General features: G+C 36.4%; 25 protein-coding genes. 19 read left to right on the top strand and 6 right to left on the bottom strand.

Annotation, left to right across the window (positions count from 1 at the left end):
* Positions 1–47: 47 nt before the first annotated feature.
* From ccoN to OO013_RS01395, 7 genes are read left to right on the top strand one after another with little or no spacing between them, the layout of a single operon-like run.
* Entirely contained in the window at positions 48–2,195 is a 2,148-nt protein-coding gene (ccoN, locus tag OO013_RS01425) for a cytochrome-c oxidase, cbb3-type subunit I (RefSeq protein WP_266054744.1), read from the top strand.
* A 4-nt stretch (positions 2,196–2,199) separates the two neighbouring features.
* Positions 2,200–2,391 (top strand): cbb3-type cytochrome oxidase subunit 3, encoded by a 192-nt coding sequence (locus OO013_RS01420; protein ID WP_266054743.1) that lies wholly within the window; start codon positions 2,200–2,202, stop codon positions 2,389–2,391.
* Positions 2,388–3,275, top strand: coding sequence for a cbb3-type cytochrome c oxidase N-terminal domain-containing protein (locus tag OO013_RS01415; RefSeq protein WP_266054742.1), 888 nt, complete (start codon positions 2,388–2,390; stop codon positions 3,273–3,275). The genes OO013_RS01420 and OO013_RS01415 overlap by 4 nt, the downstream gene beginning before the upstream one ends.
* Before the next feature lie 15 nt (positions 3,276–3,290).
* Positions 3,291–4,730, top strand: a complete 1,440-nt coding sequence (gene ccoG, locus OO013_RS01410; protein WP_266054741.1) for a cytochrome c oxidase accessory protein CcoG — start codon at positions 3,291–3,293, stop codon at positions 4,728–4,730.
* A gap of 3 nt (positions 4,731–4,733) precedes the next feature.
* Positions 4,734–5,174 (top strand): FixH family protein, encoded by a 441-nt coding sequence (locus OO013_RS01405; protein ID WP_266054740.1) that lies wholly within the window; start codon positions 4,734–4,736, stop codon positions 5,172–5,174.
* The gene (locus OO013_RS01400) at positions 5,171–5,872 is read left to right on the top strand and encodes a sulfite exporter TauE/SafE family protein (RefSeq protein ID WP_266054738.1); all 702 of its coding nucleotides are present in this window, start codon (positions 5,171–5,173) and stop codon (positions 5,870–5,872) included. The genes OO013_RS01405 and OO013_RS01400 overlap by 4 nt, the downstream gene beginning before the upstream one ends.
* Before the next feature lie 57 nt (positions 5,873–5,929).
* Positions 5,930–6,283 (top strand): translation initiation factor, encoded by a 354-nt coding sequence (locus tag OO013_RS01395; protein WP_266054737.1) that lies wholly within the window; start codon positions 5,930–5,932, stop codon positions 6,281–6,283.
* On the opposite strand, the gene OO013_RS01390 is transcribed toward OO013_RS01395, so the two are convergent.
* Positions 6,284–6,670 (bottom strand): PH domain-containing protein, encoded by a 387-nt coding sequence (locus tag OO013_RS01390; RefSeq protein ID WP_266054736.1) that lies wholly within the window; start codon positions 6,668–6,670, stop codon positions 6,284–6,286.
* A 321-nt stretch (positions 6,671–6,991) separates the two neighbouring features.
* On the opposite strand from OO013_RS01390, the gene hisG reads away from it, so the two are divergent.
* The 9 genes from hisG (at position 6,992) to hemL (ending at position 17,868) form a co-directional block, all read left to right on the top strand.
* The gene (gene hisG, locus OO013_RS01385) at positions 6,992–7,849 is read left to right on the top strand and encodes an ATP phosphoribosyltransferase (RefSeq protein ID WP_305067173.1); all 858 of its coding nucleotides are present in this window, start codon (positions 6,992–6,994) and stop codon (positions 7,847–7,849) included.
* Between the two features lie 19 nt (positions 7,850–7,868).
* Complete coding sequence (hisD, locus tag OO013_RS01380; protein WP_266054735.1) at positions 7,869–9,161, top strand: histidinol dehydrogenase; 1,293 nt, start codon at positions 7,869–7,871, stop codon at positions 9,159–9,161.
* Entirely contained in the window at positions 9,154–10,224 is a 1,071-nt protein-coding gene (hisC, locus tag OO013_RS01375; protein WP_266054734.1) for a histidinol-phosphate transaminase, read from the top strand. The genes hisD and hisC overlap by 8 nt, the downstream gene beginning before the upstream one ends.
* A gap of 5 nt (positions 10,225–10,229) precedes the next feature.
* The gene (hisB, locus tag OO013_RS01370) at positions 10,230–11,327 is read left to right on the top strand and encodes a bifunctional histidinol-phosphatase/imidazoleglycerol-phosphate dehydratase HisB (protein ID WP_266054733.1); all 1,098 of its coding nucleotides are present in this window, start codon (positions 10,230–10,232) and stop codon (positions 11,325–11,327) included.
* Complete coding sequence (locus OO013_RS01365) at positions 11,327–12,229, top strand: alpha/beta hydrolase (protein WP_266054732.1); 903 nt, start codon at positions 11,327–11,329, stop codon at positions 12,227–12,229. Before hisB ends, OO013_RS01365 begins: the two co-directional genes overlap by 1 nt.
* A gap of 67 nt (positions 12,230–12,296) precedes the next feature.
* Positions 12,297–13,256, top strand: coding sequence for a calcium/sodium antiporter (locus OO013_RS01360; protein WP_266054731.1), 960 nt, complete (start codon positions 12,297–12,299; stop codon positions 13,254–13,256).
* Positions 13,257–13,318: 62 nt separating this feature from the next.
* Positions 13,319–14,848 (top strand): glutamine-hydrolyzing GMP synthase, encoded by a 1,530-nt coding sequence (gene guaA, locus OO013_RS01355; protein ID WP_266054730.1) that lies wholly within the window; start codon positions 13,319–13,321, stop codon positions 14,846–14,848.
* Positions 14,849–14,864: 16 nt separating this feature from the next.
* Positions 14,865–16,598, top strand: coding sequence for a tetratricopeptide repeat protein (locus tag OO013_RS01350; RefSeq protein WP_266054729.1), 1,734 nt, complete (start codon positions 14,865–14,867; stop codon positions 16,596–16,598).
* The gene (gene hemL / locus OO013_RS01345; RefSeq protein ID WP_266054727.1) at positions 16,573–17,868 is read left to right on the top strand and encodes a glutamate-1-semialdehyde 2,1-aminomutase; all 1,296 of its coding nucleotides are present in this window, start codon (positions 16,573–16,575) and stop codon (positions 17,866–17,868) included. Before OO013_RS01350 ends, hemL begins: the two co-directional genes overlap by 26 nt.
* Before the next feature lie 63 nt (positions 17,869–17,931).
* Here the strand turns inward: hemL and OO013_RS01340 are convergent, their stop codons facing one another.
* Complete coding sequence (locus tag OO013_RS01340; protein ID WP_266054726.1) at positions 17,932–19,035, bottom strand: DUF3667 domain-containing protein; 1,104 nt, start codon at positions 19,033–19,035, stop codon at positions 17,932–17,934.
* 195 nt (positions 19,036–19,230) lie between these two features.
* Here OO013_RS01340 and OO013_RS01335 point away from each other — a divergent pair, with 195 nt between their 5' ends.
* Positions 19,231–20,232 (top strand): hypothetical protein, encoded by a 1,002-nt coding sequence (locus tag OO013_RS01335; RefSeq protein ID WP_266054725.1) that lies wholly within the window; start codon positions 19,231–19,233, stop codon positions 20,230–20,232.
* Positions 20,233–20,292: 60 nt separating this feature from the next.
* Positions 20,293–21,540, top strand: coding sequence for an imidazolonepropionase (gene hutI, locus OO013_RS01330; protein ID WP_266054724.1), 1,248 nt, complete (start codon positions 20,293–20,295; stop codon positions 21,538–21,540).
* Positions 21,541–21,574: 34 nt separating this feature from the next.
* On the opposite strand, the gene OO013_RS01325 is transcribed toward hutI, so the two are convergent.
* Entirely contained in the window at positions 21,575–22,414 is an 840-nt protein-coding gene (locus tag OO013_RS01325) for an OmpA/MotB family protein (protein ID WP_266054723.1), read from the bottom strand.
* A 76-nt stretch (positions 22,415–22,490) separates the two neighbouring features.
* Here OO013_RS01325 and OO013_RS01320 point away from each other — a divergent pair, with 76 nt between their 5' ends.
* Positions 22,491–23,357, top strand: coding sequence for an SDR family oxidoreductase (locus tag OO013_RS01320; RefSeq protein WP_266054722.1), 867 nt, complete (start codon positions 22,491–22,493; stop codon positions 23,355–23,357).
* A 631-nt stretch (positions 23,358–23,988) separates the two neighbouring features.
* Here OO013_RS01320 and typA read toward each other — a convergent pair.
* The 3 genes from typA to OO013_RS01305 all read right to left on the bottom strand — a co-directional run bounded on the left by typA (position 23,989) and on the right by OO013_RS01305 (position 26,288).
* Positions 23,989–25,797: a translational GTPase TypA gene (gene typA, locus OO013_RS01315; protein ID WP_266054721.1), complete on the bottom strand. Its 1,809-nt coding sequence runs from the start codon at positions 25,795–25,797 to the stop codon at positions 23,989–23,991.
* A gap of 105 nt (positions 25,798–25,902) precedes the next feature.
* The gene (locus OO013_RS01310) at positions 25,903–26,070 is read right to left on the bottom strand and encodes a hypothetical protein (protein ID WP_266054720.1); all 168 of its coding nucleotides are present in this window, start codon (positions 26,068–26,070) and stop codon (positions 25,903–25,905) included.
* Positions 26,071–26,111: 41 nt separating this feature from the next.
* Positions 26,112–26,288, bottom strand: coding sequence for a hypothetical protein (locus OO013_RS01305; RefSeq protein WP_266054719.1), 177 nt, complete (start codon positions 26,286–26,288; stop codon positions 26,112–26,114).
* Positions 26,289–26,377: the final 89 nt, after the last annotated feature.

Below are 26,377 nucleotides of genomic sequence, written 5' to 3'. Positions count from 1 at the left end.
CTTAGCGATTAAATACAGAAAATAGATTACAGAAATCAAATAAGATTATGACACTAGAAAAGTTTGAGTACGATAACCGGATAGTCAGGGCATTTATAGTTGCCACTGTGGTATTTGGGTTAGTCGGTATGCTCGTGGGGCTTACCATAGCTATTCAGTTATTTTACCCTGATCTTAATCTGGGTATTCCTTATACTACTTTCGGAAGGCTAAGACCTCTACATACCAATGCTATCATCTTTGCATTTGTAGGTAACAGTGTTTTTGCCGGAGTTTATTATTCCCTGCAGCGATTATTAAAAGCCAGGATGTTCAGTGATGCATTATCATGGATCAATTTCTGGGGATGGCAATCAATAATTGTAGCGGCAGCAATCACTCTTCCTCTGGGTATTACAACTTCAAAGGAATATGCTGAACTCGAATGGCCGATTGATATTGCAATCACCGTTATTTGGGTAATCTTCGGTATTAATATGATCGGAACTATCCTGAAAAGGAGAGAGCGACATATGTATGTTGCTGTATGGTTTTACATTGCCACGTTCATCACAGTGGCGGTATTGCATGTTGTTAACTCATTCGAGATGCCGGTGACTTTTCTTAAGAGTTACTCATGGTACGCTGGAGTACAAGATGCATTGGTTCAATGGTGGTATGGGCATAATGCTGTGGCATTCTTCCTGACAACTCCTGTATTAGGACTGATGTATTACTTCCTGCCAAAAGCAGCTAACAGGCCTGTTTACTCTTATCGATTGTCGATCATTCACTTCTGGTCTTTGATATTTATATATATCTGGGCAGGACCTCACCACTTACTTTATACTTCTTTACCAGACTGGGCTCAGTCTTTAGGTACTGTCTTCTCAATCATGCTTATCGCACCAAGTTGGGGAGGTATGTTAAACGGACTTCTTACTCTTAGAGGAGCATGGGATAAGGTTCGCGAAGATCCTGTTCTTAAATTCATGGTAGTTGCAGTTACCGCTTATGGTATGGCAACACTCGAGGGACCACTTTTATCTCTTAAAAACATTAATGCCATTGCTCACTTTAGTGACTGGATTATTGCTCACGTTCACATTGGTGGTCTTGGCTGGAATGGATTCCTTGCATTTGGTATGCTTTACTATCTGATTCCGAAAATGTATCAGACTAAGCTTTACTCTACCAAATTGGCTAATACTCACTTCTGGATAGGAACCCTGGGAATTGTGATTTATGCTCTTCCAATGTATGTAGCAGGAGTTGTTCAGAGTCTGATGTGGAAACAATTTACTCCTGATGGCTTATTAGTTTATGGTAACTTCCTTGAAACCGTGAATTCGATTAAGCCAATGTACATAATGAGGGCTGTTGGTGGTGCACTTTACCTCACAGGGGCAATTATGATGTCTTACAACCTGGTTAAAACTGCAAAACAAGGTAAATTCTTATCAAATGAAGCAGATGAAGCACCTGCTCTTGAAAAGAAAAAGATTACAGGTGGACACTGGCATAGTGTTCTTGAAAGAAAGCCGGTATTATTTACTGTTCTTGCTTTTGTGGCGATTGTGATTGGTGGAGTGATCGAAATGGTGCCGACATTCCTTGTGAAATCAAATGTACCTACAATTAGTAGTGTAAAGCCTTACACACCGCTAGAGCTTGAAGGTAGAGATATTTACATAAGAGAAGGCTGTAATAACTGCCACTCTCAGATGATCAGGCCTTTCCGAAGTGAAACTGTAAGATATGGAGAGTATTCTAAAGCCGGTGAATTCGTTTATGATCATCCTTTCCTTTGGGGGTCCAAAAGAACAGGTCCTGATCTTCATAGAGTTGGTGACCGACTCACTGAAAGCTGGCACTTTAGTCATATGTATGAACCAACAAGTACTTCGCCAGGTTCGATTATGCCTCCTTATCCTTGGCTTTATGAAGATGTAGTTGATCCGGAAACTGTTTTGCCAAAGATTTCAGCAATGCGAAACCTTGGGGTACCGTACCAGGAAGGTTATGAAAAAATAGCCGTTCAGGATTATATGGCTCAGGCAAACAAGGTGGTAGAAGAGATTAAGTCTCAAAATGAGGAGCTCAAAGACCAGGTGATCGTACCAGAGTCAGAGATCGTAGCCCTGATCGCTTACCTTGAAAGACTGGGTAAAGATATAAAGGCAGGAAATAGTACAGAAGAAACCGCAAATAAATAAAATTATGTTTAAGCATTATTTCGAACAAATTGATAACGTGGCCATCTGGCCAATAATCAGCCTGATAATATTTGTGGTATTCTTCGTTGGCTTGACTATCTACGTGATGAGTCATGACAAAGAGACTATTGATGAGATAGCTTCTATACCACTAGCTGATGATGATGTTTTACCTGAATCCGGAGAAAAATCATGAAATACTTATCTCAAATTTTAAATAAAGCAATATTAATTCCGGTACTGGCATTTTTCACTGTGAGCTATGCCAGTGCTCAGGAAGAAAGTGAGGGATTATACGAAACAATCCAAAATCTTTCTGAGACAGAACTAATCCTGGGTGTGTTAACGCTTGGTCTTCTGGTAGTTGCATTACTGGTGCTGTTAGCAGTAATTTATACCCTTAGCGTTGTTAAAATGATCGTTCGGGAGAAGAGGGTAAAAGAAGGACTTCCGGTTGAAGAGAAATCCGAGACTACCTGGAGTAGCTGGCTTACTAAAGTCAATGATGCTGTCCCTGTAGAAGAGGAAGAGGAGATCGAACTTGACCATGATTATGATGGCATCAGAGAACTAGATAATCACCTTCCACCGTGGTGGAAAGCTTTATTCTGGGTCAGTATTGTCTGGGGTATCGGATATATGCTTGTTTACCATGTGTTTGATGCAGCGCCTTTACAAGCTGAGGAATATGAAATAGCAGTAGCTGAAGCTAGAGCTGAAGCTGAAAAAATGGCTAATGTTATTGATGAATCAAGCCTTTCCTTTACTGATGATCCAGCACATATTGAAAATGGAAAACTGGTATTTGAGGCGAATTGTGCAGTATGTCATAGAAATGATATGGGAGGCCAGGTTGGTCCGAATTTAACTGATGAGTATTGGATCCATGGAGGTTCTGCTGAGGATATTTATATGACCATCAAAAATGGGGTTCCTGAAAAAGGGATGATCTCATGGGAGGATCAGTTAACTAAAGTTCAGATACGAAATGTAACATCTTATATTCATAGTCTGTACGATACTGAGCCAGATAATCCAAAAGAACCTCAGGGGGAAGTATATAAATACGAAGAAGAATAGACAGAGAGACAGATAATGAGTGAAAACAAAAAAAGCGTTCAGGAAGATCTTTATTCATACGATGAAGAATTTCGGGATACGATAGCTACTGTTGATAGTGAGGGGAAAAGGGTTTGGGTTTATCCTAAAAAGCCTAAAGGAAGATATTATAATGCAAGAAACATTGTTACAATTATATTGCTGATTCTTTTCTTTGGAGCTCCTTTTATTAAAATCAATGGCAACCCGTTTTTACTTATAAATATTTTCGATAGAGAATTTTATGTTCTGGGGCAGGCATTTTGGCCCCAGGACTTTTTTCTATTAGCATTGATCCTGATAATATTCTTTGTATTTATTATTCTGTTTACAACTGCTTTTGGTCGGTTGTGGTGCGGATGGGCGTGTCCGCAAACCATTTTTATGGAAATGGTTTTTCGAAAAATTGAATACTGGATTGATGGAGATGCAAACAAGCAAAGAAAGCTGGCAAAACAAAAATGGAATAGTGAAAAGATATTTAAAAGAGGACTGAAGTATGGTATTTTTCTGATCATTTCAATCCTGATAGCTCATACGGCAATGGCCTACCTGGTAGGGATTGAAACTGTTGAAAAATTAGTGACTTCTCCACCTACAGAAAACTGGAGTGGTTTTCTCGGTTTGGTCTTTTTTACCGGGACATTTTATTGGGTTTTTACTTATTTCCGTGAACAGGCTTGTACTGTAGTTTGCCCATATGGTCGATTGCAAGGCGTTTTACTCGATAAAGATAGTATAGTAGTGGCATACGATTGGGTAAGAGGTGAACCAAGAGGAAAGCTAAAACGTGGACAAGTTCAGGAAGATAAGGGGGATTGTATCGATTGCAAGCTTTGTGTTCATGTTTGTCCGACTGGGATTGATATACGTAATGGCACGCAATTAGAATGTGTAAATTGTACAGCTTGTATTGATGCCTGTGATGAGGTAATGACTAAGATTGGTAAGCCGAAAGGGTTGATAAGATATGCCTCATTTAACAGTATAAAAGATGGTGTTAAAAAATTAATCACACCTCGTAGAATAGCCTATACAGGAGTGTTAGGTGTCCTTTTGATATTGTTTAGCTTTCTTTTGTTTACGCGTAGCGATATTAGTTTAACAATACAGAAAAAACCAGGCTTTACATATCAAAAAGAGGATGAAACTGGGCTTTATATCAATTTGTTCGACGTTCAACTTACAAATAAAACGCAGAGAACTCAGAGAATAGAATTAAAAGTAATTGATAATCCAAATGCATTATTGAGTGTTGGTGATTCTAAAGATATGATTCTTGAGCCGGCAGAAAGATATGAGGGAAGTCTTCTTTTGAAATTTGATGATAAAGATCTCTCTGAGACTAAAACACCTGTAAAAATAGGTGTATACAATGAAAAAGGAGATTTGATAGATAGTGAAAAAGTGAATTTTCTTGGACCAATAAAATATTAAATCATGAATTGGGGACATAAAATTATTATTGCTTTTGTAGCATTTATTGCCATCATGGGAACCCTGGTTACTGTGGCGATGAAACAAGATTTCTACCTTGTTGAAAAAGAATATTATAAAGAAGAACTAGCTTATCAGGAGGTAATTGATAAAATGAGAAATTTCAATAATCTTGATGTTAAGCCGGGAATAGAGTTAAACGATAATCAAAAAACTCTTTCATTAACCTTCGCAAAAGGAAATATTCCGGTTGAGGGCTTAGTTCACTTTTACAGGGTTGATAATCCTAATCTGGATAGAAAAATAACTCTGTCAAATAAAGGAGATGAATCTTCTTATGTCTTTGATCTTGAAGGCATGACTAAGGGGCAGTATCTACTAAAACTGAAATGGAAAGATGCTTCTCTGGAATATTACACTGAAAAGCCAGTATTTATCCAATGATACTTCCAGCATTGATATTAGGACTGACTGGTAGCTGGCATTGTGTATTAATGTGTGGCCCACTCGATATGATGGTTACTACAAAAAGTAAAGGCAGTGCTTTTATTAGTCGAAAGTTACTTTACCATTCAGGTAGGTTGGTTACCTATGCCTTGCTGGGGCTTGCAATTGGTCTTGCCGGAGCAGGATTGAAATTCACCGGTATCCAGCATTATTTTGCAATTCTCATTGGGCTAATGTTAATGGTGCTTGCTTTATTCAACGGAATAAAGAAGTTTGAGAAAATCGTTTCCAAGCCTGTTACAAAATTACTCTCCGGATTAAAAAATAAAGTAAGCAGTGCATATAAAACTCAAAGCTCAATTGGTGTTTTCCTAATGGGAATGTTTAATGGCTTCTTACCATGTGGGCTTGTGTATGTGGCACTGGCAACTGCTCTCGTACAACCTGACATAAAGCAGTCTGTTCTTTTTATGGTACTTTTTGGATTAGGTACATGGCCGGCTCTAATGTTTATTTCTATATTTCCAATTGTTCGTTCCGGAGTATTGCGGCTTTTGAGTTCGGGCAGAGCTGCTATTTTTGTTTTTATAATCGGTCTTTTAGTGGTTGCGCGCACTTTTTATGTGATCAGCCCTGATTTTCAGGAAGTCGTGCGCAAAGGAGGTGATGCAGCGATTACAATCTGTGGTGGCTGATCCACTATTCTTTTGTTCCTCGCTTAAATCTTATGTATTTTTACAAAAAAGAAAGAAATGGGACGTCAGAAGAAAAATAAATTTAAAGATAGAGAAGGAGTAGTTTACTCCACTAGTGATGATTTTGAATACTCATATGAAGGTGATCAGGAAGAAGAAACTCTTCAACCTTCTGAACAAGATTTGAGAATCTGGCTGGACAGAAAAGGCGGAGGAAAGATAGCCACAGTTGTTAAAGGATTCGTTGGTTCTGATGACGATCTTAAAGAACTGGGTAAGGAATTAAAATCTAAATGTGGTGTTGGAGGATCTGCTAAAAATGGAGAGATCATTATCCAGGGTGATAATAGAGATAAGGTTTTAAATTATCTGACCGACAAAGGGTATCGAGCAAAGAAATCTGGTGGTTAATTAACCAGGTAAAGAGTTTTTTAATTCATTAGTGAACGACTCTTCCAATTGCGGATCCATTGAAATGTCTAATGTTTTACCGTCATTAAACTTCAGTCTAAGACGTTTATGGGATAAAGCCGGTGCTGGCTTGTAAGAATTGACATTTTCTACCGATTCAAGCTTCGATAAGTCCAGTTTATTAGTATATAAAAACCCACTGAAAATATATAAGTAATTGTTATGGACTCTGTAATAAGTTCTGATAAAGGTCAGTACCAATAAAAACACAGAACCTGCAATTGCTGAGAATGCCCACCAATCTTTAACTACACCATAAGTGGTTACAATTAATAAGATCGTGACTATAGTAAGATATAATCCTCCTGGTTTGCTTTTTACTACCATACTTTGAAATTACAAAATATTCTTGCCGATAACCAGCCTCAAGGCTTAAGTATTATTTGAAAAAAACTTTTATAGCCTTTTTTATTTAAAAAAAGGAGCATACATTTGCCTTTGATGTACAAGGAAAATAAAAATATGATCACAATGATTCAGGCTGTTGCCCAAGCAGCTCCATGTGTTCATGTACATCATCTTTTCCATCATTCCTCCTGAGGAGGAATAATATTTATATATCGCCCATAACGGGGGTTTTCCCCATATTGACAATCTGAAAACATTTTTTCAGCTAATCTATTATATTCAATCAAGAAGATATTTATCATGACGAAATTAAAAATAGCAGTACAAAAATCCGGAAGGCTCAGTGAAGACTCGTTAAAGCTAATAAAAGAATGCGGTATAAAATTCAATAATGGGAGAGGTACATTAAAAGCAGAAGCTTCAAATTTCCCTATAGAATTTCTTTTCTTAAGAGATGATGATATACCAGGATATGTCGAAGATGGTATTGCTGACCTGGGGATAGTTGGAGAAAATGTGCTGGTAGAAAAATCTAAAGGCCTGGACATAAATAAGAGGCTTGGATTTTCAAAATGTCGACTTTCCCTTGCTGTTCCAAAATCAGAAAATTATACTGATATTAATTATTTTGAAGGGAAAAATATTGCAACCTCTTATCCTAACCTACTACAGAAATACCTGGATGAAAAAGGTATAAACGCAGATATTCACGAAATATCCGGATCAGTTGAAATTGCTCCCGGGATCGGTCTTGCTGAAGGTGTTTGTGATATTGTCAGTTCGGGGAGTACCTTGTTTATGAATGGTTTAAAAGAGGTGGAAGTCATATTTAAGTCTGAGGCTGTATTGATCTCATCTCCTGATATGCCTGCTGATAAAAAGGAGATCTTAAACAAGCTGATTTTTCGAATAGATTCGGTACTAAATAGTAAGAATAATAAATACATTCTACTTAATGCTCCTAATGATAAAGTGGAGGAGATCATAGAAATACTTCCAGGCATGAGAAGTCCGACAGTATTACCGCTGGCTCAGGAAGGATGGAGCAGCCTTCATTCTGTCATCAACGAAGATGAGTTTTGGGATAGAATTGAAAAGCTTAAAGATGCTGGTGCTGAAGGTATCCTGGTTGTCCCTATAGAAAAAATGATCCAATAATTCTTTAAGAAGCTTAGCAATGAAAATAATAAAAAACCCTTCACGTAGTAACTGGAAAGAAATACTTGCCAGACCTACCTCTGATATTTCAGAGATGGAAAATGTGGTCAAGCCAATTCTCGAGGAAATAAAAAAATCAGGAGATACTGCATTGGATAGGTATTGCCAAAAGTTTGACGGTATTGGAATTGAAGATGTCAGGATAGCTAGTGACCAGATTTCGAAATCTGAAGAAAGTATTTCTGAAGAATTGAAATCGGCAATTGATCAGGCAGCAATTAATATCAGGAAGTTTCATGAAAGCCAGGTTGTGGAAGAGAAGGAAGTTGAAACTATGCCAGGTGTAACTTGCTACCGCAAGTCTGTTGGAATAGAAAAAGTCGGACTCTATATTCCAGGAGGCACTGCCCCTTTATTTTCTACGATATTGATGCTTGCTATACCCGCTAAAATTGCTGGTTGTAAGGAAATAATTTTATGTACGCCTCCAAATGTGAAATCGGGAGTCCATCCTGCTATGCTGTATGCTGCCAAGGTAGCTGGTGTTTCTGAAATTTACAAGATTGGAGGAGCACAAGCTATAGCAGCAATGGCTTATGGTACACAATCTGTACCTCAGGTTTATAAGATTTTTGGTCCTGGCAACCAATTTGTAACTGCAGCAAAACAATTACTAAATAGCGAAGGTGTTGCGATAGACATGCCTGCAGGTCCTTCTGAAGTGTTGGTTTATGCCGGAGAAGGAGCTGACCCTGAATTTATTGCTGCAGATCTTCTTTCACAAGCTGAACACGGTGTTGACAGCCAGGTTGTTTTTGTGACAGTGGAGGAAGATATGATACAAAAGGTTCAGAATGAGTTAACAATTCAGCTTGAAAAACTTCCCCGAAAGAATCTCGCAGAAAAAGCACTTGAGAATTCAATGTCTATTTTTATGAGGGATGAAAAAAATGCGATTGAACTGATTAATTCATACGCTCCGGAACATCTTATATTATGTGGAAAAAATGCTGATGAAATTTCCGGTGAAATAATCAATGCCGGATCAGTTTTTATTGGTAACTATACTCCTGAATCAGCAGGTGATTATGCAAGTGGTACTAATCATACCCTTCCTACAAATGGTTTCGCAAGAGCGTATAGTGGCGTGTCTGTTGACAGTTTCGTGAAAAAAATAACCTTTCAGAAAATAACCGAAAAAGGGTTGCGAAATATTGGCAATACCGTGATGGAAATGGCTGAAGCTGAAAATCTTGATGCTCACAAAAATGCGGTAAAGGTTCGTTTATCTAAACTTGCTTCAAATGATTAATATAGATAATCTGATTAGGACTCATATTAAGGCTTTGAAGCCTTATTCTTCGGCTAGAGATGAGTTTGATGGCCTTGCTTCAGTATTTCTGGATGCAAATGAAAATCCATTTGGGTCAGCTGATGGTAATAAGTATAACCGATATCCGGATCCTTTACAGCAAACTGTCAAAGGTAAACTCGGACTTCTTAAAAATATTGATCCGGATAAAATTTTCTTAGGAAATGGGAGTGACGAACCGATAGATCTTCTTTTCAGAATATTTTGTGAACCTGGAGAAGACAGGGTGATAATCACTCCACCTACCTATGGAATGTATAAAGTTTCAGCAGATATCAATAATGTGGAATGCTTGGAGGTTCCTCTGTTAAGAAATTATCAATTGAATGTTGAAACAATAATTGATACTATTGAAAAAGATAAAAAGATAAAACTAATCTTTTTATGCTCCCCGAATAATCCTACCGGAAACCTGATGCATGAAAAGGATATAGAAGCTATTCTTAAATCCTTTGGAGGCATTGTTGTAATTGATGAAGCCTATATTGACTTTACAACTTCTCAAAGCTGGAGCCAAAGATTAGAAGAGTATCCTAATTTGGTAGTATTGCAAACATTTTCGAAGGCATGGGGCATGGCAGGGCTTAGATTAGGCATGGCCTACGCAGACCCGAAAATTATTGGTTTTTTAAATAAAGTTAAGCCACCCTATAATATCAATGAGGCAACTCAGGAAGCAGCATCAAAAGCACTGGATAATTTTAAACAAGTCGATGAGTGGGTGGCATTAGTAATTGCAGAAAGGAAAAGATTAATCCAGGAAATAGTTAAACTTTCAGCGGTTAAAAATGTATATCCTTCAGATGCAAACTTTATTCTGGTTAAGATTCATAAGGCGGCAGAATTATATAGAAGTTTGATAAAAAAGGGAATAGTCGTAAGAAATCGTTCCAATGTAGTGTTATGTGATGACTGTTTGAGAATTACCATTGGTACAAAAAATGAAAACGATATTTTACTAAGTGAATTAACAGCATTAGTTGTTGATAAATTAAATGCGTGAATTAAATGAAAAAAGTACTTTTTATAGATAGAGACGGAACCATAATTGTGGAACCACCGACTGATTTTCAGGTAGATAGTCTTGAGAAACTATCTTTTTTACCAGGTGCGATATCAAATTTGAAGAAGATCAGTCAATTGACTGATTACTACTTAGTTATGGTGACTAACCAGGATGGGTTGGGCACCGATTCATTTCCTGAAGATACCTTTTGGCCGGCTCATGAAAAAATGCTCGAGATTTTAGAATCAGAAGGAATTGTTTTTGATGCTATTCATATCGATCGGTCATTTGAACATGAGAAGTTACCTACTCGTAAGCCTGGAACTGGAATGTTGTCAGAATATATTAATGGTAATTTTGACCTTAGCGGTTCATATGTCATTGGAGATCGGGAAACAGATATAGAGCTTGCTAAAAATTTAGGGGCAAAAGGTATTCTTATAAGTAATCAAAAATCTGACGATGCTATTTTATCCACATCTTCATGGGATGAGATAGCTAAATTTCTGGCAATGCCGGATAGAACCGGATCTGTGATCAGGAAAACAAATGAAACCGATATTAGTATTTCACTTAATCTTGACGGAAAGGGAAAGACAGAAATTGATACTGGGTTGGGATTTTTTGATCATATGTTAGATCAGCTAGGCAAACATGGGGGTATTGATCTGAATATAAAAGTAAATGGAGATTTACAGGTTGATGAACATCATACAATTGAGGATACAGCTCTTGCATTAGGAGAGGCTTTTCTGGAAGCCCTAAAAGATAAGAGAGGAATAAATAGATATGGGTTTTTATTACCTATGGATGATTCTCTAGCCCAGGTTGCTATTGATTTCGGAGGTAGACCCTGGCTTGTCTGGGAGGCTGAATTCAGAAGGGAAATGATCGGTGATATGCCTACTGAAATGTTTTATCATTTTTTTAAATCATTTTGCGACTCAGCAAAGGCAAACTTAAATATTAAGGTGGAAGGAGATAATGAGCATCATAAAATAGAAGCAATATTTAAAGCCTGGGCAAAATCGATTAAATTGGCTGTATCTAGAAATGAAAATGAACTAGATCAATTACCATCAACCAAAGGATTATTATAATGGCCAGCATTAAGAGTAGTTACTATAAATATTTGCTTTCCCTTCAGGATAAAAAGAGGGGAGGCAGAACTGCTCATCCTAAGGTTGTTAGAAAAGTTTTTAATAAACTGGCTTCAAAAGTAAGCCATTTATCAGGTCTTGAACAGGTAAAGTTTAAAGTCAATGGAATTGGAGTATCCCGAATCACTTCAGGAAAGGTTAGTGAGAAGCAGGCTATAGTTTTTATTCATGGAGGAGGATATTGTTTTGGTTCGGTAAGAACACATCTCTCATTGATGGGGCAGGTTTCAAAATCCTGCCACTTACCAGTCTTTGGAGTGGAATATAGCCTGGCACCTGAAAATAAATATCCTAAGGCCATTGAAGAAATCAGTCTGGTGATTGACTATCTTCGTGAAAGTTATCCTGAAATCAGGAAAATTCACCTGATGGGAGATTCCAGTGGGGGAGGACTAGCCCTGGCAACCGCCTTATATCGCAGAGATAAATTAAAACCTAATGTAGATAGCCTGGTATTGTTGTCTCCATGGGTTAATTTAGATGTGAATTCGGGAATATACGACCTTCCTTCAGGAAAGGATCATATGTTTCAACCATCAGATTTGAAATGGATGGCATCTTATTATGCTACCACCGAACAAATCAAATCACATGAAGAATATGCCTCACCCCTTGGGTGTGACTTGTATTCTCTTCCGCCAATGTTTATACAAGTAGGTAGCCATGAAATTCTTCTTCATGATGCTGTAAAGCTTGCCGAAAAAGCCGCTTCTTCTGGAAATAAAGTTGAGCTGGATATCTGGGATAAAATGTTTCATGTATGGCACTTTTTAGCTCCTAGTTTACCGGAAGCTAATAAGGCTTTATTAAAAGTTGCACAATTCATCGTAAACTCCGAATGATTCATAGAATGATTCTTTGCTCAGTTAATTCCTTTTTATAACTTCAGGGCTTAAATTTTTTTAGTCCATGGTCTATATTCTGTTTGTTGTTGGGTTTGTTATATTGGTCAAGGGAGCTGATATAATGGTTGAAGGTGCTTCTTCGTTGGCAAAGCGGTATAATATTTCTGACTTCATCATTGGTTTGACTATTGTTTCTATCGGAACCAGTATGCCGGAATTACTGGTAAATATAATGGCCGGTATACAAGGTAAAAGTGAAATTGGAGTAGGAAATGTCCTTGGTTCAAATATTGCAAATATTTTGTTGGTCCTCGGGTTATCAGCTTGCGTAAACAGTTTACCAATAAAGAAAAATACCCTTTTTATTGAAATACCTTTTAGCCTGACAGCAACTCTTCTTGTAGGTTATCTGGCAAATGTGGCTATATTTTCAGATCATAAGAATGGGTTAATGCTGGATTTGGGCGAAGGGATCGTCTTATTGTTTTTCTTCGCTTTGTTTCTCGGTTATATCTATAACTATGCAAGGGAGAAAAAGGATGATATAATTGAAGGAAGCATTGTTACTCAACCTGTTGTTAAAAGTATTGCGTTTATTGTTCTGGGAGTATTAGGGCTTTTCTTTGGAGGTAAATGGGTCGTTGATGGAGCAATTGAGCTCTCTAAAATGTTTGGGTTTAGTGAGAGCTTTATTGGTTTGACACTAGTTGCTCTGGGTACGTCACTTCCCGAACTGGTCACCTCCCTTGTGGCAGTATCCAAAAGGAAAACACAATTGGCTGTAGGTAATGTTATTGGAAGTAATATCTTTAATTTATTATGGATATTGGGTATAAGTTCAATAATTAATCCGATAGAATTTGAAACAGTGAACAATACAGATGTCCTGATGATTATCATAAGTTCCAGCCTGCTTATACTTTCAATAATTGTCGGTAAAAGATCGGTTATCACACGATATGAAGGGGTTGTTTTCCTACTTGTTTATGCTGGATATATTTATCACCTCTTCCTCCGCGGGTAGTTTCTGTTAATTCTTATCAAATTGACTGGTATTAACTGATAAAGGGTGTTATTTTTGTGCCCATGTCAGAGCAAATACTTATCATCGATTTCGGTTCGCAGTATACACAGCTGATAGCCAGGCGTGTTCGTGAACTTAATGTTTATTGTGAGATCCATCCATATAATAATATTCCTGAGATCTCTGAAAATGTCAAAGGTGTAATTTTTTCAGGTAGCCCTTGTTCAGTAAGAGATGAGGATTCACCGAGAATTCCAATAGAAAAATTCCGAGGAAAGTTACCAGTTCTGGGTGTATGTTACGGTGCCCAGCTTTTAGCATTCAGCGAAGGAGGTTTTGTAACACCTTCTGAAAACAGGGAATATGGACGCGCAAATCTTAGTAAGGTTAATTCATTAAATCCGTTATTTGATGGAGTAGATATTGATAGCCAGGTTTGGATGTCACATGGTGATACGATTAAAGATCTGCCGGATTCTTTTGAGATCATTGCTTCCACAAGGTCAGTAAATGTAGCTGCATATCACGTAAAAGATGAAGATACCTATGGAATTCAGTTTCACCCTGAGGTGACACATTCTACAGACGGTAAGACAATATTGAGGAATTTCATCGTTAATATTTGCGATTGTAGTCAGGATTGGACACCAGCCCATTTCATTGATGAAACTGTCGAACAATTAAAGGAACAGTTAGGGAATGATAAAGTTGTGCTTGGTCTTTCAGGTGGCGTGGATAGTTCTGTAGCAGCAATGCTTATACACGAGGCAATAGGAAAAAACCTACATTGTATATTTGTAGATAACGGACTGCTAAGAAAGCATGAATATGAAGATGTTCTTGAGTCTTACAAGCATATGGGCCTTAATGTTAAAGGTGTTGATGCAAAAGAGTTGTTTTATGATGAATTAAAAGGTAAAACAGATCCTGAAGCCAAAAGAAAAGCTATCGGAAAAGTTTTTATAGATGTTTTTGATACAGAAGCTCATAAAATTCAAGATGTTAAGTGGTTGGCTCAGGGAACGATTTACCCGGATGTTATTGAATCAGTTTCTGTAAAGGGACCTTCAGCAACTATAAAATCTCACCATAATGTAGGTGGTCTTCCTGAAAAAATGAACTTAAAAGTGGTAGAGCCTTTAAATAGTTTATTCAAAGATGAAGTTAGAAAGGTTGGATCAGCTCTTGGGCTTGATGAGGCTATTTTAAACAGACATCCTTTTCCTGGACCTGGTCTGGCAATAAGAATTCTTGGTGATGTTACACCAGAGAAAGTTCATGTACTTCAGGAAGTAGATTATATTTTTATCCAGGGATTGAAAACAGCAAATCTGTATAATCAGGTTTGGCAGGCAGGAGCAGTTTTATTGCCAATTAACTCAGTTGGAGTAATGGGTGATGAAAGAACTTATGAAAGAGTAGTAGCTTTAAGAGCTGTTACCAGTGTGGATGGAATGACAGCAGACTGGTGTCATTTACCATACGAGTTCCTTGCTGAGATTTCAAATACTATTATAAATAAAGTAAAAGGCGTAAACAGAGTTGTTTACGATATTAGCTCTAAACCACCAGCAACTATCGAGTGGGAATAGGGAAAATGATCTTATTATGAAGAAATTCTTTCTGTTATTGATTTTTTGCTTTGCAACGCTGAACATTTTTGCTCAAGAATCAGCAAAGCTTCGTTATGAAAATGGTAAATCCCTTTTCAGAGAAGGTAAATATGCATTAGCTCGTGAAAATTTCGAGACTGTACTTGAAAGTGAAAATAACGGCGGAGCTTATGCTGAATTAGCATCATATTATTATGCGCTTTCAAGTTTGCGGTTAGGTGAACTCGACAGGGCAAAAAATATGTATTTGCAAATACTCAACAAATATTCTGACTGGCCTTATATCGATGAGGTTAAATACGGTTTGGCTGATGCGTATTTTCAATCCGGAAATATATTTGAGGCAGTAGAAATGCTCAAATCCATTAAAAATAAGAATCTCAGAGAAGAAGGTCGTAATATGAAAATGTACTACCTTCTAGCTGTAAGCGATTTGAGTTACCTTACTGAATTACTTCAAAAATATCCTAAGGATAAAGACCTTGCTATTTTGCTAGCAGAAAGAATTTATCTTCAACCACTTTACGAGCAAGACAGAAACCTTCTCGATTTTCTGGTAAAAGAATATGATCTCGATGCTGAAAGATATAATGCCCTGGGTGGGTTGCGAAATATTAAAAAGGATGAGTATGATGTAGCAGTAATGCTGCCATTCCAAAGTGATCGTTTCCGCGGAGCTAAAACAAAGAAAAACTTTGTGATGGATCTGTATGAGGGGATTAAAATAGCAGTCGATTCACTTGAAAGAGAGGGAGTAAATATTAAATTATTTGCCTTCGATACCAAAGTTGATTCATTACATACTGCTAAAATAATTAAATCTGGAGACCTTGATCGCATGGATTTAATTATAGGGCCACTATATGAAGGGCCTTTTAAAGCAGTTTCACAGTTCGGATTTGATAAGAAAATTAATGTCATTCATCCTTTAAGTGATAAAGTTGAATATATCACTGAGAATCCTTTCAGTTATCTTCTAAAAAGTAGCTACGTTACTCAAGCAATGAACGCTGCGAATTATGCTGCTCAAAATCTCGACAGGAATAAAAATTACATGGTGTTTTACTCTGACAATTATCGAGATAGTCTGATGGCGGCAACATATAAAAAATACCTGACTGAGGAAGGTTTTACCAATCTCATCTTTAAGAAAGTGAAAGTTGATCAAATTCAGGAATCAATGGATTTCCTTTCAAAGATGAATGAAGAAAGGGTTTTTAAAGTAGCAGAGGATAGTGTCGGACATATTTTTCTTGCAAGTCATGATAAAAGGTTGATAGCGAAAGCATTGAGTACTCTTGATATAAGAGATGAAAAAATTCCGATGATTACAACTGATGAAATTTTTGATATAAGCACTCTTTCTTATGATCAGGTAGAAAGACTGGGAGTGAGAATTATTTCTACTGATTATGTTGATCGTGAGAATGGAACCTTCACATCATTCAGAAATTTTTATATAGATAGGACTGGAACTTTACCAACCAAGTATTTATGTCTAGGATTTGATATGATGTATTACTTTGGAAAACAAATGGATTCAAATGGTAAATACTTTCAGCTAGAAATTGATGATGAATATTCGGAAGGGCAATTAACTCCAGCTTACAATTTCTTTCAGTCAAACGATAACAGGTACACACCAATTATTCAATTTGTGGATGCAAAATTATTGCTTCCAGACCAAATAGACGATCTAAAATATGAACCGATCAATAGAGACAAGTAAAAAGTTATTTAACGAAGCTCAAAATTATATCCCTGGTGGAGTAAATTCTCCTGTAAGGGCTTTTAAGGCTGTCGGAGGTGATCCTCTATTCATAAAATCAGCCAAGGGAGCCTTTATGTATGATGAAGACGGGAATGCCTATTATGATCTTATCAATAGCTGGGGCCCGATGATTATCGGACACGCCCATCCTGAGATTGAAAGTGCAGTGAAAGAGGCGATCGGAAACTCTTTATCTTTTGGAGCTCCAAATGCTAAAGAAGTTGAAATTGCTGAATTGATCACAGAAATGGTTCCTTCTATAGAAAAGGTAAGGATGGTTAATTCGGGAACCGAAGCTACTATGTCAGCTATTCGATTGGCAAGAGGTTATACTAACAGGAATAAAATAATTAAAATGGAAGGATGCTATCATGGTCATGGTGATAGCTTTTTAATTGCAGCGGGAAGTGGTGCAATGACTTTGGGTACACCAAATAGTCCTGGTGTTACTCAGGGTACTGCCAATGATACTTTGACTGTTCCATTTAATGATCTGGAATCAGTTGATAAATTGATCGATGAAACAGGTGATGATATCGCCGCAATAATCTTAGAGCCTGTGGCAGGAAATATGGGCTGCGTTCTTCCTGAGGATGGATATTTAGAAGGGCTTAGAAAAAGATGTGATGATAATGGTATATTATTAATCTTTGATGAGGTCATGACAGGATTCAGACTAGCTCCAGGTGGGGCACAGGAAGTATATGGGGTTATTCCTGATATGACTACACTTGGTAAAATTATCGGAGGTGGAATGCCGGTAGGAGCCTATGGTGGTAAAAAAGAGATCATGGAATTTGTAGCACCAACAGGCCCTGTATACCAGGCTGGAACCCTTTCAGGAAATCCAGTAGCTATGGCTGCAGGTTTAGCTATGTTAAATCATCTAAAGAATAATCCACAAGTATATACTACCCTAAGTACCCTGACAGAAAAACTACATAAAGGTATCCAGGAAATTCACGATAAAAAGAATTTACCTTATACTATCAATAGGCTGGGTTCGATGATTTCTGTGTTCTTTACTGATAAAACAGTTACTGATCTTGAAACTGCTAAAACCTGTGACACGGAATTGTTTGGTAAATATTTTCAGGCAATGCTCGATGAAGGTGTTTATTTACCACCGGCACAATTTGAGTCATGGTTTCTTTCTTATTCTTTAAAGGAAGAGGATATAGATAAAATAATTGATGCTCATGAAAAAGCAATCGATAAAGTATTGTGATTTGAATATATCGTAATAAAAAAGGCTGTAATTTATCATTGCAGCCTTTTTTTATTTATTTATCTAAAATAGATATAAGCTCAGCATCAGTTCAATTAAAAAGGCTATTAACAAAAATGAAATATAAAAATATCCTAGGATATTAAATTTCACAAATGTTTTAAACCAGCCCTGCTTGTATACTCTGATAAAAGAGATATAACTGTAAGTGGAAACAAGAATAAAAGAGAAAAATGCAAGACCAGCATCAAGATCATATTTGACTGTTATTAATAAGGTTAACCCATATACCAGATAGGCAAAAGAATGTAAATACAATGCATGGATAATGTGATGAATGTACAGAAAATTTCTTCTGATATAAAGAAGTTTAAGCATCCCTGCAAAAACAGGAAGTAATATAAACATCATTATTGGCAGGTTTTTGAGTATATAGCCTATTAAATACCTCTTATCACTCCTGATTATTTTTATAGATTGGTATGTTAAAGCATATGTTAGTTTTTCCGACTTGTTAACATCCAGACTATCAATACATTGTTCGATAGAAAGGGATTCATCTTGCGCCAGGCTATATAATTTTTCCGTAAAATCAAGATTTGTATCCCAACCACCATTTTCAACTGAATCAATTTTTAAATCCTTAATTATATTCGGTTTTTCTTTATTTAATGAGTCGGGAAGTTTCAGTCCTGTATCTTTTTCAATTTCTTTCTTTATAGCTTCCCAATTAACACTATCTCTCGATTTAAGATTTATAAGAGAATCAATTTTACTTAAAGAGGCAGGGTCATCTGAAGAAACTCTATTAAAAACTTTTTCAGATTGGGTTTCAATATCCTCTGCTACTTTTTTGCCGATATATCCTATTACGAAAAAATAGAATAATGATAGCACAAGATACATTCTTACCGGATTGAAGTATTTATTTCTCTTTCCGGCATTATAGGTATTGGTCAGTTTACCGGGCTTAAATAAAAATGGAACAAAACTTTTAGGTAGTTTTCCGTCAAGAGCGAATGCATTTGAAATAAATTCTGATAAAATTATCCCTACAGAGACATTTTGATCTGTATTTTCCTGACCACACTTAGGACAATAATTATCCTGTATTTTAAGTGGAGTATTACAATTCAGACAATAAGGATGTTTTCGCTGAGATTTCATTGAAGCGAAAATACGAAATGATTTTAAAAATCAAATTACAATCCAGTTCTTACATCAAAAGTCTTTATGATAGTATTTACTAATTATCATGTTGAAGAGATATTAATTTATAAGTATTATTGTATTGATATTTAAATACTTTATAATATTCCCGAATATCACTATATTTATACGTTGTAAAAATTTTTTTATACTGTGGTCAAACGTCTTTTCACTTTTTTAATAATCTTTATCGCCGGAGCGGTAAACGTATTTGGGCAGGGTAAAACTGTAACTTATAAAGAGTTATACGATGACCCCTATGATACGAAAAAGTTATTTATTCATTTTCAACCACTTTATGGAGAGGTTTGGAGCACAAATACTAATATAGGATTTGGGCTGGAAGTTGAGTATCTGTTAGAAGATAAACTTCAGATCAGGGCATCTGCTAGAAAAGCATATGGACAGGCATTTGATCTTACAAGGGATGCAGCAGTAAAAAATTCAACAGTAAATACGAATATTGAATCGCCCTGGAACATATTAAATTATTACGAGGCGGGTGTTACTTATCATATCAAGGATTTTGAATCAGATTCAGAAACTAAGATCGTTCTTTATTCTGACAGATATAGAAAAAATAATAAATGGGCAGCATCTACTCCCGAACTTATTAAAATTCCCAGCAAGGTAAGAAAAATCTACGGTGCCAGATTAGGGGGTATATATTACGATTCATCAGTAGATCTGGATCGAGCAATGAAAAATCAGGGTACGACAATGAGCTCTCCATCAGGTGAGCCTTTTCCGAATGATGCAAAGGTCTATTCTAATATGAGTAGCTATGCAATTTACCTGGGAGGATCTATGTCCTGGTATAAAAATATTGCAGTTGATCCGGATCGAAGTTTTGGAGTGCTGATTAATGACCTGATGTTTACAACTTACTTAGATCTTATTTATGCTCCGGGATTACGGGTAGAAGATGTTTTCTATAATGGCGAGATTTATAGTTCTGACAATATCGAATTGACTAAATTCGGATTCAGAGCTGGAATCCAGGGGAAATTCAATAGAACATGGGGATGGAGTTACAATATTGAAACCGGACTCAGACCAACAGTTAAAACTCAAGGATTCTATATTTTAGGAAAAATCAGTTTCCCTGTATTTGCAACAAAACTTGAAAACACAAGGGAAGCATTTGGAAAATGATATTTTGACATTATTAACATATAAAAGGGACTTTCGGGTCCCTTTTTTTATTTTTACATCATGGAATTAGTAGTAAAAAACATAAAAACTTTAGCTCAGGTTGAAGAAAATATAAGAAAAACTGTTTCTGGTGAAGATATAAAATCTGTCCCGACAATAGAAAATGCCTGGATGCATGTTAAAGATGGCATCATAGAAAATTTTGGAGAGATGAAAGACTTTCCTGCAGAACTGTCGGAAATAGAAGAAGTAGATGCAACTGGTAGAATTGTTCTTCCAGCCTGGGTAGATTCTCATACCCACTTAGTATTTGCCGGAACCAGAGAATCCGAATTTGTTGATAAAATAAATGGCCTTAGTTATGCAGAAATAGCTCGTCGTGGTGGGGGCATACTTAATAGTGCTAAGCGACTTCAAGCAACTTCTGATGACGATTTGTTTGAACAAACTCTTGTCAGAGCAAATCAGATCATGTCGATGGGTACAGGTACTGTTGAGATAAAAAGTGGTTATGGTTTAACATTGAAGGACGAAGTCAAAATGCTCCGCGTTGCCAAAAGAATAGGAGAGGAGACACCATTAAATGTTAAGACAACCTTTCTCGGAGCCCATGCTGTTCCAAAAGATATGAATAAGGAAGAATATCTTGACTTGGTAATTAAGGAGATGATTCCACAGGTTGCTGAGGAGAAATTGGCGGAATATTGTGATGTTTTTTGTGAAGAAGGGTTCTTTTCTCAAGATGAAACAGAAAAAGTGCTTTTGGCAGCACAGGAATACGGTCTAAAACCAAAGGTACATGCTAATCAACTGAATTTCTCAGGAGGTGTACAGGTTGGAGTCAAATGTGGGGCTATAAGTGTAGATCATCTGGAATCCAGTGGAGCTGAAGAGATTGAAGTTTTAAAAGGAAGTAATACGATACCCACACTTTTACCTGGTGCAGCATTTTTTATACGTACTTCTTATCCTCCGGCAAGAGATATGATTGAGGCAGGATTGCCAGTATGCCTTGCTACAGATTTTAATCCCGGGAGTTCCCCAACCGGAAATATGAATTTCATGATGTCTCTGGCTTGTGTACAGATGCGCATGACTCCTGAAGAAGCTATTAATGCTTCAACAATCAATGCGGCAGCAGCACTTGAAATGTCTGATAAGGTAGGAAGTATTGCAAAAGGCAAACAGGCTGATTTTATTATCACCAATAAAATTCCTTCCTTAGATTTTATACCGTATAATTACGCGCATAATCATATCCATAAATTATATATAAAAGGACAGAAAGTGATTCAAAATGAATTTTAGTCAAAAAGCCCGGAATTTTAAACCGGGCTTTTTTTTATAATATTTGATATAATTCATCAAGATTTGGAGTTAAAATGATCTCCGTTCTTCTGTTTTTTGATCTGCCTTGAGCGTTTTCATTACTTGAGACCGGGTGATGTTCACCTCTTCCTGAAGCAATGATTAATTTTGGGTCTATGCCGTTTTTGATAAGGGTTCGAACAACCTCAGTAGCTCTCATTACTGATAGATCCCAATTATCACTCATGTATTTGCTTTGAGCACTGATCGGTACATTGTCAGTATGCCCTTCAACCATAATATTTATGTCTTCTTGTGTACTTATTGCTTCTGCTAATTGATTAAGCGCCTTTTTACCCTTAGGATCAATTTCTTTGCTACCTGATTTGAATAATAATTGTTCTGATAAGGATACGTAAACCTTACCTTCTTTAATACTGACTGTCAGATCGTTCTCTTTAAAATTTAAAAGTGCTTTACTTACAATATTTCTGATCTTTTCTACTGCAGCATTTTTTTCTTCTATCAAGGCTTCTAATTCCTGAATTTTTGCAATTCTATTGTTGAGGTCAGAGGAAAGTTTTTCATTAACCTTGATCGCTGAATCTAGTTTGTTTTCCTTTTCTACAAGTTGCTTATGTTTATCTGATAAGCTACTTGTCAAACTTGATTTTGTTTGCTGCAATTCAGATCGTAGTGAATCATTTTGTGATTCCAAAAATTGATTTTTTTGACTTAAAGCCTTTTTGTAATCTTTTAATGCAGCATTTTCAGCAAATAGTCTTGAGTTTTCAACTAAAGCCTCATCATGCCTCTTCTTAGAAACTACACAACTGGAAAGCATGATTAATATCAAAAAGTAATATATTTTCATAGGTACTAAAGTTGGTTTGATTTTGTATATTGAGCGCAATTAAAACCAAAATATTGTCAATAAACCATCAAAAACAATGAAATATACCGAAGGAATGTTAAAAGAAGATGCTTTAAAAGGCAAAACCATTGTAATTACTGGCGGAGGAACCGGTTTGGGTAGATCAATGGGAAAGTATTTTCTTGAATTAGGTGCAAACCTTGTTATAACCAGTAGGAAATTAGATGTTCTTAAGGAATCAGCTAAAGAACTTGAAGAGGAAACTGGTGGAAAGGTTCTTCCTCTATCTTGTGATGTGAGAGAATACGAGCAAGTTGAGAAGGTTATTAACGATGCTACTGATCATTTTGGTAAGATTGATGGGTTTTTAAATAATGCTGCTGGTAACTTTATTTCTCCAACAGAAAGGCTTTCACACCGAGCGTTTGATACTGTGGTTGATATAGTCTTAAGAGGTACTTACAACTGCACTTTAGCGATGGGAAAAAAATGGATAGATGATGAGAATCCCGGAGTGTTTTTAAATATTGTTACCACATACGCCTGGACTGGTACTGGCTATACCGTTCCATCAGCATGTGCTAAAGCGGGGGTTTTAGCATTGACCAGATCGCTAGCAGTTGAATGGGCAAAATATAATATCAGAACAAATGCCATAGCTCCCGGGCCGTTTCCTACAAAAGGTGCGTGGGAAAGATTGCTGCCAGGAGATCTTGCAGAAAAATTCAGCATGAAAAATAAAGTTCCGGTTGGTAGACATGGAGAACATCAGGAACTTGCTAACCTTGCTGCTTATTTAATGTCCGATTATTCAGCTTATGTTAATGGAGATGTAATTACAATTGATGGTGGAGAATGGTTGAAAGGAGCAGGACAATTTAATATGCTTGAGGAAGTAACTCCTGAAATGTGGGATATGCTCGAACAAATGAGGAAGAAGTAATTTCACTTAAAATTTTTGAAAATTAAAAGGGTCCAATTGCGACCCTTTTTTAATTTTTAAATTCAAATAATTAAAACCTTACACTGTATAAAAATTTATTTATCTCCTAAAAAAAAAATTATCTTGCAGATAAAAAACTTCTGGCTCTGAATATATTCCAATAATTTGAACTTTAGTTCTTTCTTGGATTTGTACAAAGTTATTAAGTTTTAATGCTAATATTATTAGCCTGGATTATTCTTTTTCAGTTCAAAAATTAGGATTTAAACTTCAATTTAATCCGTTTTTTATTTTTCTGTAAATGAGTAGATTAGGTGCCGTGTATGATAATTACAATTATTTTATAGGCTTAAAATTTATATATAAACTTGAAAATATTCAATAATAACTTTCAAATAGTACATCGGGTGTGACACTACTTATAACCTAGAATAATTATATTGCGTTAATATTAATGAACAGAGAGAACAATAAAAGATTGTAAATCACTGTTTTATAATTAAGAAGTAAATAGTGTTTATTATTTGGTTTAAGAAAACAATCAAGTGTTGAGTCACTTGAAATTGTTGATCGTGTGTAGTGGTAAAAAAAGCTGTCCTCCTGGACAGCTTTTTGTTTTTATGCTTATTTTTTATTGATCTTGTTTTTGACTCATTCGTTTTCTTTCGTTTTCGTCAAGATAGATCTTTCGCATTCTCATATTTTCAGGAGTAACTTCAAGATATTCATCCTTTTGAATATATTCTAATGCTTCTTCAAGACTAAACTTTTTCGGAGGAGCAATTTTTACACTTTCATCCGAACCTGAAGCTCTGACGTTACTTAATTTTTTGCCTTTTTGTACATTTACTACCAGGTCGTTATCTCGAGAATGCTCTCCTATTACCTGGCCTGCGTATAGCTCATCTCCTGGTGCTATGAAAAATGTTCCTCTATCCTGTAATTTATCAATAGAGTATGCAGTACAAGGACCTGCATCCATACTGATAATTGATCCGTTTATTCTTCCAGGGATTGAACCTTTAAAAGGTTCATATCCTTTATATCGGTGCGTCATAATGGCTTCACCAGCTGTGGCTGTTAAAACCTGGTTTCTAAGTCCTATCAATCCTCTTGAAGGTATGATAAACTCTAAGTGTTGCAGATCTCCCTTAGGCTCCATAACTACTAACTCACCTTTTCTTTGAGTAGCAAGTTCAATTACTTTACCCGAAGAAGTTTCAGGTACGTCTACCACCAATGATTCTATAGGCTCGTGCTTTACACCATCTATTTCTTTATATAGTACCTGTGGCTGACCAACCTGTAACTCGTACCCTTCTCTTCTCATAGTTTCGATGAGAACAGATAAATGAAGAACACCACGACCGTAAACAATAAATTTATCTTCACTTGCGGTTTCCTGAATTCTTAAAGCAAGGTTCTTTTCAGTCTCTTTAAATAGTCTGTCTCTCAGGTGCCTTGAAGTAACGAATTTACCTTCTTTCCCGAAGAAAGGAGAGTTGTTGATAGTAAACAACATACTCATAGTAGGTTCGTCTATGGCAATACGTGGAAGGGGTTCAGGATTTTCAATATCTGTTAAAGTATCTCCAATATCAAAACCTTCGATACCTACTAGGGCGCAGATATCACCACTTTCAACTTTGTCAGTCTTTTGTCTTCCGAGTCCTTCAAAAACCTGGATTTCTTTTACTTTTACTTTCTTAACAGTACCATCTTTTTTGCAAAGGCCATATTGCTTACCTTCTTCGATCATTCCACGGTAGATTCTACCAATTGCTATTCTACCTGTGAATGAACTAAAGTCCAAAGAAGTAATCTGCATTTGAGGAGTACCCTCATTTTTAGGCGCTGGTGGAATAAATTCTAATATAGCATCCAATAACGGAGTTATTTCATTCGTTGGTTTTTGCCAGTCTGTACTCATCCAGCCCTCTTTCGAAGAACCATAGATGGTCGGGAAGTCCAACTGCTCTTCAGTTGCATCAAGATTAAACATCAGATCGAAAACCTGTTCGTGAACTTCATCAGGACGGCAGTTAGGTTTGTCAACCTTATTTATTACAACAATTGGTTTTAAACCAAGTTTTATTGCTTTATCTAATACAAATCTGGTCTGAGGCATCGGTCCCTCAAAAGCATCGACTAAAAGTAAAACACCATCAGCCATTTTTAATACTCGCTCTACTTCACCACCAAAATCGGCGTGACCTGGAGTATCAATGATATTTATTTTTACATCTTTATACTTAACAGATACATTTTTGGAAAGAATTGTAATTCCTCGCTCTCTTTCCAAATCATTATTGTCTAGAATCAGTTCACCTGATTCTTCATTGTCGCGAAATAATTTACTCGCATAAATAATTTTGTCAACCAATGTTGTTTTACCATGGTCAACGTGGGCAATGATCGCCACATTTCTAATTTCCTGCATATGCCATTTAATTTGGGCGCAAAATTACACAAACAGATCGTATAAAACTTGTTATTATCTGTTAATTAATTGTGACCAAAATTAATCTGACTCTCAGGATGTTATTTATCTGAAGTCTGCTTCTATTCTGTCTGTAGCCAGATTGGTAGTAACTACTTCCATTTCATAGGCTGTTTCCTTATTTATTTGATTATTCCCATCACCATTTAATGTAAATGCTGTGATTGAAATAATGATTCCTGCTGCTGATAATGTTGCTATTAATTTTTTCATGATTCTTATTTTTTTATATAAAGTGTTTTTTTGCTTAATGATTACCCTCTGATGTCCTCACCTCTTCTTACTACATCACCGCGAATGTCTTCACCTCTTCTGACCACGTCCGCTTTTTCATCTTCGACAGGGATTTGAGGTTCAACATTTTCAGTTTCACAAGCGAATGTTAAAGCTGCGATAGCTGCAATAGCGAAAGTTTTGTATAGATTTTTCATAGCGTTAAAAATTTGAATGTTTAAAAATGATTAAATAATTATCCTCTGATGTCTTCACCTCTTCTGACCACATCACCGCGAATGTCTTC

This window comes from Mangrovivirga halotolerans, from assembly GCF_026241165.1.
In the GTDB taxonomy this organism is placed as follows: Bacteria; Bacteroidota; Bacteroidia; order Cytophagales; family Cyclobacteriaceae; genus Mangrovivirga; species Mangrovivirga halotolerans.
Note: the sequence above shows the minus strand (reverse complement) of the source record. Positions and strands in the feature narration are given on the sequence as shown.